Here is a 7,731-nt window from a genome sequence, read left to right as displayed (position 1 = left end):
TGAACTAGGTATTTTTACTTGGTTTTTAGGATGTACAACTCTCTCTGCCGAAGTAGTTGCTTTATTAACTATTCTAAAGAGTTTTCTACCTATTTTTAAAAATAATGCAGTCTACATTAGTGGAGTTATCTTCTTGATTTTACTGTTTTCAATTATTAATTTCTTTGGTAGATCTTGGGTAAAAATTGTTAATAACATTTCAGCTGCAGCTAAGATTATTACATTACTTGTCTTCATTATTGTGGGGGCCTTCTTTATTAAGAAAGCTCACTTTACTCCGATAATTCCACATGCAGCTTTAACTGGTGTTGGACCATTCTTTAAGCATTTTGGGGATGCCTTCACACCAATTTTTTACTTATTTACTGGCTTTTCCTTTATTCCAATTGCCGCAAAGCAAATGAATAATCCAGAAAAGAATATTCCACGCGTTTTAGTTGCAGTAATGACTAGTGTAACAATTCTAGATTGCTTGATGCTTTTAGTTGCCATTGGTTTAAGTGGGCAAAAACTAGGAAGTTATTCTAATCCATTAGCGAGTGCTCTAAAGACTGGTGTTGGTCAATGGGGTTTTGCTTTTATGATTGTCGGGATGTTAATTTCAATCTTTGGAGTTGCATTTAGTGCTTCGTTTAATACGCCTTCACTGATTGCATCCCTTGCTACCGAACACGGAATGCTTCCGAAATGGATTGGTAAGAAGAACAAACATGATGCTCCTTGGGTTGGTATTATTTTTACCGCTGTTCTTTCAGGAGCCTTAGCTACTCAAAGTTACCTATTCCTTGTCTCATGTACAGTTTTAGCATCCTTTGTTCAATATGTACCATCAATTTTAGCAGTCATTAAATTTAAGCATAGTAATGAATATCCAACGCACGGTTTTTCACTACCTGGAAAATATACTATTCCAATTATTGCTTTGATTATTTCTTGTTATATGGTTACTAACTTTACTCCTAAGACACTACTCTTAGGAGCTGTGGTGGCAGTAATTGCAGCTGCCTGCTACTTCTTTATTGATAAGGATGAAAAGTTAGAAAAAGAACATGAAGACTTTTTAGCTAAATTAAGACGTAAAAACTAAAAAAGTGAGCTGCCTATAAAATGCAGCTTACTTTTTTTAGTTAAGGTTATAGGGTATAATTCACTTATCTTAATTTAAAGGAGCTAAAGAGATGGGTTTAACTTTTGAAAAAAATAATCAATTAGAAAAAATGCTTGATAAATTTGCTATCTTGCCAGATGATCCTAAAAAGAAAAAAGCTCAAAATAGCAAAGACAAGGAAAAAAATAAGGATAAATAAAATAAGAGGTTGAAACGACTAGTTTCAACCTCTTTTATTGTCTATTAGTTTCTTTTCTTTAATTTTTTACTCCAAATCACTGCACCACTTACAGCCGCAATTAATGCACCGAAAATTATTACAAGTGGATTAGTAGCCTTAGCCACAGTTTCTGGTAAGCGAGTAGCGACAGAAATTGGATTTGAATCCTTGTCCTTATCCTTTGAGTTACTTACAACACTAACATTTTTTTCAGTAACAGTAGTTGATCCTAAATCCTTCACAACTACGTCTTTGTCAGATTTAGAACTGGATTTTGCTGCTTGATCTTTATCAGCTTTATCTACAGTAGTTGTCTTTTCAGTATCAGTGTCTTTGGCAGAAGTTTTAGCTTCACTTTCTACTTGTGAGCTCTTAGCAGTTGACTTTGATGCTACCGCAGCTGAAGAGTTTTTATCTGAAGAAGTAGTGGTAGTAGTTGTATTTTCACTACTTTGACTAGCTGCACCATCTTTAACTGTTACGTAAACTGCTAATCTTGATCTAGATCCATCTGGGAAAGTAACATAAACGGTTCCGTAACTAGTTCCGGCCTTATTAACGTCAGGCTTATTATCCCAAGCAGCTACTGTTCCAGCTGGAACCTGACTCCAATTAGAAATGCCACTTGTTGCATCAGGTAAAACCCCCTTAGTAGTAGTTAACGCTTGTACAGTTAATGGATTAGTATAAGCTTGTAAATTCTTATGTTCTTCAAGTTGAGTTTGATAAGTCTTGGCTTGATCAGTAGTAGCGGTGCTACTATTAACACTTGTAGTACTTGCTGCAAAAGCAGTTCCCCCTACACTCAAAGATGCTAACATTGCAGCTGCACCCAAACTTGTAATGATACTTCTCTTCTTAACTTTTCTCATCATAATTCACGCTCCTCAGCAAGGTAAGCTATACTTAAGCTTGCTGTTTTATTTACTTTTATTATACCGTAGTTTTACAAAAATGTTACAAATTAAGATTTTTTTTACATTCTTTGTAATATTTTAAGAAATACACTATATTAGCGCTTTCATATTATTTATATCATAGGCAATAAGAAAAACAAAAAATTTGTACTTAAAAACTTAATTATGATGGGAAAGTTATCAGCTGGCTAAATAAGTCAAAGCAACCTGTAATTGAGTCAGATCGTTAAGTGTAGCGGGGATATCCTCTTGATCTACCACTTGGTAAATTTCTAAAGTCTCTTCATCAAATTCAAAACCAGCTCCAATTACAATATCCATTGCTTCTTCAAGTAAATCCATATTTTCTTGGCCAGGATCAAGTTTAAATAAAGTTCCCCCGTCATCAGTAATTCGGTAATAATCGTCTTCTTTTTCAATCCAGCAATATACTAAGTCCCCATATGCACCAATTAAGGGTGTTGCTACCTCAATATCTGAACCAGCTTTTATAAAATGAATATGTTCTTTTAACCAATTCATGGCATTTTGCCCAATTAACTCTATTTCAGAATCTTTCATAGTTCTCTCCTTGTTTTTATTCAAATTATAACTTAATTAGACAAAAAAAAAGAAGCTTCTGCTTTCAGCTTCTTCTCTTGTAATTAAATTATCTATGGATTTGAGCAAATTCAACTACGCGATTTAATAATTGAGTAAAGTTGTTTACTTCATTTCTAAGATCGCGAGCATTAATATAGTCACGTGTTAGTTCTCCGCGGTCATCTAATAATACACCAAATTCACTAGCTAAACGTGCCACATCACTGGCAATGCTTGCGAAACTCCCAATATTATCATCAATCATTTGTGCCGTAAATACTCGATCATTCAAGGCACAAGTTCCGTTAGGATAAACAACTAAATAAAAGTGAATAGTATCGTTCAAGCCATCAACCACATTAGTTGAAACACGATATTCATTATCATCAACCGGTTCAATTGAAAATGCCGAACTAATGCCATTATCTTCTCTAAAAGATTTCATTAAAACGTCTTCAAGATCATACATAGAAACTGACCTCCAACATCTTTATCTAAAAATAAATTTAACAAATTAATTCACTACATATCTATTATATCTTTTCTAGAAAAAATATGTTCTTTGAACTTCCAAACTTGAAAAATAATATATTAATTTTCAAATCCCTTCTTATCAATACTTAATTTTACTGTTTTATATTAATAATTTTGGTTATAATAAAAGAAGTTTTAAATGGAGAAAATTAATTTGAAAAAGTTAATCGTTGGTGCTTTAAGTTGTGGTCTCTTATTACTTGCAGGTTGTCGTAACAACTTGGTTGAGCCAAAACATAAATCTTCTGCAGCAGACTATGCCATTATTCAGTCTTCTCATAAGCAATCTCATAAAAAAGTTGAAAAAGAGAAACCTAAAAATAAAGACGATAAAAAAGAAAAATCAGACAAGACTGAGCAGAAAAAAGATGAAGACACTAAGATGGATGATCAACTAGATAGTCTCCAAAATAAAGAAGATCAATCTAGTTCTGAAAGCCAAAGTTCTAGTTCATCAAGTACTACTTTACCTATTCAACGCAGTGAACATAAGGCAAGCAGTACTCTACCACAATCTAACTTTGGTACATCTTCCTATACTGTTCCACGCCGCAATTATAGTTATTATAATCCTCAACCTAACTATTACTTTGATAACAGCTGGACTACTAACAGTAATGCAAATGCAACTACTCAAAGTTCTTCTACAAATAGTTCAAACTCGGGGAATTCAAATACTTCATCATCTTCTACTGCTTCATCTGAATCTTCTTCAAGTTCAAGCAAGGAAACAGAAACGCCAGCTAGTCAAAATAATGACTCTGAGTCAACTAGCTCAACTGAAAATACTCAAGACTAATAGAAAAGACATTCAAATCGAATGTCTTTTTTAATAAGTCTGATCCCTATCTCCATCTAAGATATGTTCACTTAACTTTTCATCGAAAAAGATTGGTAAATCATGATCAAAATTATATGCTAATTTTGATTTTTCTATTTCTTCCCTTGTCATCCAAGTTAAATCTCCTTCATCAGAAGCTTTTAATGTACCAGTAAACTTAGTAGCCACATAGAAAAATACAAGATAGCGTTCATCATTATGGTCAAAAAATTGATTTACTCCAACTAAACGTGGGTCCTCTATTTCTAATCCCGTCTCTTCTTTTATTTCTCTAACCACTGAGTCATGAAAAGCTTCATGAGATTCGACGTGGCCGCCTGGAAAAGTTAAACCGGGCCAAACTGGATCAGTTCTATTTAGAACTAAAATTTTATCCTTATCTTTTATCATACACATATTAGTTAAAGTTACAGCTTCTGATCTTTTCATTTCTTCTCCATTTTACATAATTTTAATTATATTATTTCTATAGTTTATAATTGTTTAAGTTTTATTTTACTACTGTTAATTAATTTCTCTAAGTAAATTTTATTAGTATAATTGAATTAAATAGACTAAAGTTTTTCAAAGGAATTTAGATATGACATTACAAATCAATACCAGAGTAGACTCAATTACCTGGCCTCTTAATCAAAATCTGACCAATCAAGAAATAATTTCTCAACTGGAACTTACAGTTACAGAAAATGGCCATCTTATTTCAAATGATAATCTTAGTATAAATAAAAAGGCTGTTAATCGTTCTGAAGCAGGTGTATATCCTGTAATTATCACAGCAATTGGCACTAAGAACGAATATGCAACCAAGAAAATTCAAGCCTGGGTAACTGATAAAAATAATGTGGCTGATTCTGCTCCTGCTCCTCAACCGGCTCCAGAAAAACCAGCACAATATACTTCTTCTAATAAACGTGCTCGTCCTAAAAAGAAAGGCAAGAAAAAGATAGTATATATTGTTCTTGGAATACTGGTTTTACTAATTGCCATCATCTTTGGTATTTCAGCTTGTCAGGCTCATAATGATACAGTTCAAAATGAGCAAGCTCAAAGTAATGCCCTCAATAATACTAACAGTAAATTAGATAATCTGTCTGAACAAAACAAGCAATTAATGCAACAAAATAAAGAACTACAAAGTGCTATCAATACCTATAAGCAGGATCAAGATAAAGAAGAATTACAAAACCAATTAAACCAAATCAAAACTGAAAATGAACAGTTGAAAAATAATGCTGCTAATAATCAAGCCTTACAAAATCAAATTGATCAATTGGGCTCTACTATCGACCAAATCAAACAAAATCCAAATCAGGCCGATTCATTATTAGATCAAATGAAAAATAATCAAAACGAATTTATGCAGAATTTAAATGCCACTTTTCAAAAACTAGTTAGCGATTTCCAGCAACTAATTGGACAATAATACTACCTAATAAAAAAACTGAGAATCATGAAATACCCTCATAGTTCTCAGTTTTTTAATATTTAATTAGTCATCTGTATCAGCATCGCTGCTTGTATCGGCACTTGAATTTGTGTCTGTACTTTCGTCAGAATGTGAATTGCTGGCTGCATTATTGCCAGATTTCTTAATGGTCTTAGACTCATAAACTTTTACAGTTAATGATTTACCAAATTTAGAATCGTAAGGGTCGAATACATAATGGGTTGCATTAGTTTTAGCTCCATTTGCAGGATCTAATTTATATACTATAACAAAATTACCGGTCATATTAGGATCAATCTTCTTACGACCTTCCTTAATCTGGTTTTCCCAAGGTGTTAATTCATTTTCAATGTCTGTGGTGACCAAAACAATATCATGCGTAGCTTTGCCAACTTTCTCCATTACTTTTAAGTGATTGCTAAAGAAAGATGTTGGGTCAACGCTTTCTTTAGCATTATTAGTAAAAGTTCCTTGCACTAGAGCATAATGGTTATCGCCGTCAGAACCCTTAACAGTGACGTTGGTTACATTATTAATAGCGATATATCCCTTACTGTCTTGGAAGTTTCCGCCATAAGCTTTTCCATCGTTACTGTTACTATTATTAGCTTGATTGTCAGCCGCTGTACTTAAATCTTTTTTAGAGCGTTTTGTACTCTCACTACTGCTTTCACCTGTCTTTTCGACAGACTTCTTTGACTTACTAGTAGTTGTTTGTTTGCTGCTACTATTATCACTTTGACTAGAGCAAGCACTTGTTCCCAATCCCAGAAGTACTAAACTTAATGCTCCTAAAATATATCTTTTTTTCATCAAAAAACCTCCCTATTTGAATACATCAACAATTTTAGCATTTTTAGTTAAAAAATTATACAGATTATATAACGAATCGAGTTTTTAAATTACGGATTAGCCCGTTATGAGAGCAGGCTTAAAATGTGCTGTACGTGATGATTTTTCCTTGCACAACAAGTAGAAACAGCTTGATTTCATAACAAGTAGAGTTAGTGTATTTAGTTATGGGATGATAATCTGGATTATCTTTATTAAATATTTAAGTCCTATCCTCGAGAAAAAATACCAAAATAAAAACGATACTCAACTGAGTATCGTTTTCTTTAAGACAAGTGAGGTGGGATTTGTACCCACACCTATCTGACTACTATGCGCACTCACTTAACTATCTACTACTTTCACTTGTCTTTTCTTTTATTGTAGCAAATCCTACTAGTCTTTAGTCGATCGGTGGTGTCACATCTCTTCTCTCTTGATATTTTTATATTAAATTAGCTAATGTGAGCTATCTAATCATTGAACTAACTCATGTAGAATTAGGTATATGGATAACAGGAGTTAGTAGTTCTGCCAACGCCACTTTTTATGAGGTTACCTCCACATGTGTGGAGAATACAAAAATGAAGCTGACTTCATTCGATGTGTGGCAGGATCATCTCTACATACGTGGAGAACACTCAGTTGCCATAGGAGGCTGCGCACCTCCACGAGGATCACCTCCACATACGTGGAGAACACTTTTCGAGTGGTGTAAATTCCGTAAAAGGAAGAGGATCACCTCCACATACGTGGAGAACACCCTCTAGACGCTTATCCTCCAGAAACTTTTCCAGGATCATCTCCACCTACGTGGAGAACACCATTCATGAGACCAAGTACCAAAAAGCAGCACAGGATCATCTCCACATACGTGGAGAACACTAGTTGGAGTATTTGAACCATACCCAGCATAACGGATCATCTCCACCTACGTGGAGAACACCTTTAGCCTTAACCACTGGGTTAATGGGCGGTAGGATCATCTCCACCTACGTGGAGAACACCATATGCTCCCTGTTCTAGTGTACAAGATCCAGGGATCATCTCCACCTACGTGGAGAACACTGTGTTACATTGACCAAGGATTCTAGTTTGATAGGATCATCTCCACCTACGTGGAGAACACCTGCATATTGCTAAATCACAATTTAATACAATGGGATCATCTCCACCTACGTGGAGAACACTTCTTTTTTACTTGGCATATTATCACCTAATAGGGATCATCTCCACCTACGTGGAGAACAC

9 protein-coding genes and 1 CRISPR repeat array are annotated in these 7,731 nt (G+C 34.3%); of the genes, 4 read left to right on the top strand and 5 right to left on the bottom strand.

Going from position 1 to position 7,731, the window contains the following annotated elements; all coding sequences use genetic code 11:
• Positions 1-1,087: APC family permease (locus tag Q9R40_RS08510; protein WP_304677294.1), on the top strand; the 1,087-nt coding region annotated here is incomplete at its 5' end.
• 91 nt (positions 1,088-1,178) lie between these two features.
• Complete coding sequence (locus tag Q9R40_RS08505) at positions 1,179-1,307, top strand: SPJ_0845 family protein (RefSeq protein WP_023599680.1); 129 nt, start codon at positions 1,179-1,181, stop codon at positions 1,305-1,307.
• A gap of 44 nt (positions 1,308-1,351) precedes the next feature.
• Here the strand turns inward: Q9R40_RS08505 and Q9R40_RS08500 are convergent, their stop codons facing one another.
• The 3 genes from Q9R40_RS08500 to Q9R40_RS08490 form a co-directional block, all read right to left on the bottom strand.
• Positions 1,352-2,203 carry a Rib/alpha-like domain-containing protein gene (locus tag Q9R40_RS08500; RefSeq protein WP_304677293.1) on the bottom strand — a complete coding sequence of 284 codons (852 nt, stop codon included), beginning with the start codon at positions 2,201-2,203 and terminating at the stop codon, positions 1,352-1,354.
• 222 nt (positions 2,204-2,425) lie between these two features.
• Positions 2,426-2,806, bottom strand: coding sequence for a DUF1828 domain-containing protein (locus tag Q9R40_RS08495; protein ID WP_304677292.1), 381 nt, complete (start codon positions 2,804-2,806; stop codon positions 2,426-2,428).
• Positions 2,807-2,894: 88 nt separating this feature from the next.
• The gene (locus Q9R40_RS08490) at positions 2,895-3,296 is read right to left on the bottom strand and encodes a hypothetical protein (protein ID WP_304677290.1); all 402 of its coding nucleotides are present in this window, start codon (positions 3,294-3,296) and stop codon (positions 2,895-2,897) included.
• 204 nt (positions 3,297-3,500) lie between these two features.
• On the opposite strand from Q9R40_RS08490, the gene Q9R40_RS08485 reads away from it, so the two are divergent.
• On the top strand, positions 3,501-4,160 hold the full coding sequence (locus Q9R40_RS08485; RefSeq protein WP_304678566.1) for a hypothetical protein: 660 nt from the start codon (positions 3,501-3,503) through the stop codon (positions 4,158-4,160).
• A 30-nt stretch (positions 4,161-4,190) separates the two neighbouring features.
• On the opposite strand, the gene Q9R40_RS08480 is transcribed toward Q9R40_RS08485, so the two are convergent.
• Positions 4,191-4,631, bottom strand: coding sequence for an 8-oxo-dGTP diphosphatase (locus tag Q9R40_RS08480; protein ID WP_271329041.1), 441 nt, complete (start codon positions 4,629-4,631; stop codon positions 4,191-4,193).
• Between the two features lie 151 nt (positions 4,632-4,782).
• Here Q9R40_RS08480 and Q9R40_RS08475 point away from each other — a divergent pair, with 151 nt between their 5' ends.
• Entirely contained in the window at positions 4,783-5,625 is an 843-nt protein-coding gene (locus Q9R40_RS08475) for a hypothetical protein (RefSeq protein ID WP_304677285.1), read from the top strand.
• A gap of 66 nt (positions 5,626-5,691) precedes the next feature.
• On the opposite strand, the gene Q9R40_RS08470 is transcribed toward Q9R40_RS08475, so the two are convergent.
• Positions 5,692-6,462, bottom strand: coding sequence for a hypothetical protein (locus Q9R40_RS08470; protein ID WP_304677283.1), 771 nt, complete (start codon positions 6,460-6,462; stop codon positions 5,692-5,694).
• Positions 6,463-7,032: 570 nt separating this feature from the next.
• Positions 7,033-7,731: a CRISPR direct-repeat array (repeat unit 28 nt; unit sequence GGATCATCTCCACCTACGTGGAGAACAC).

Source organism: uncultured Lactobacillus sp. (genome assembly GCF_948948975.1).
Classification (GTDB): Bacteria; Bacillota; Bacilli; order Lactobacillales; family Lactobacillaceae; genus Lactobacillus.
The sequence above is the reverse complement of the archived record's forward strand: the minus strand, read 5'-3'. Positions and strand labels throughout refer to the sequence as shown.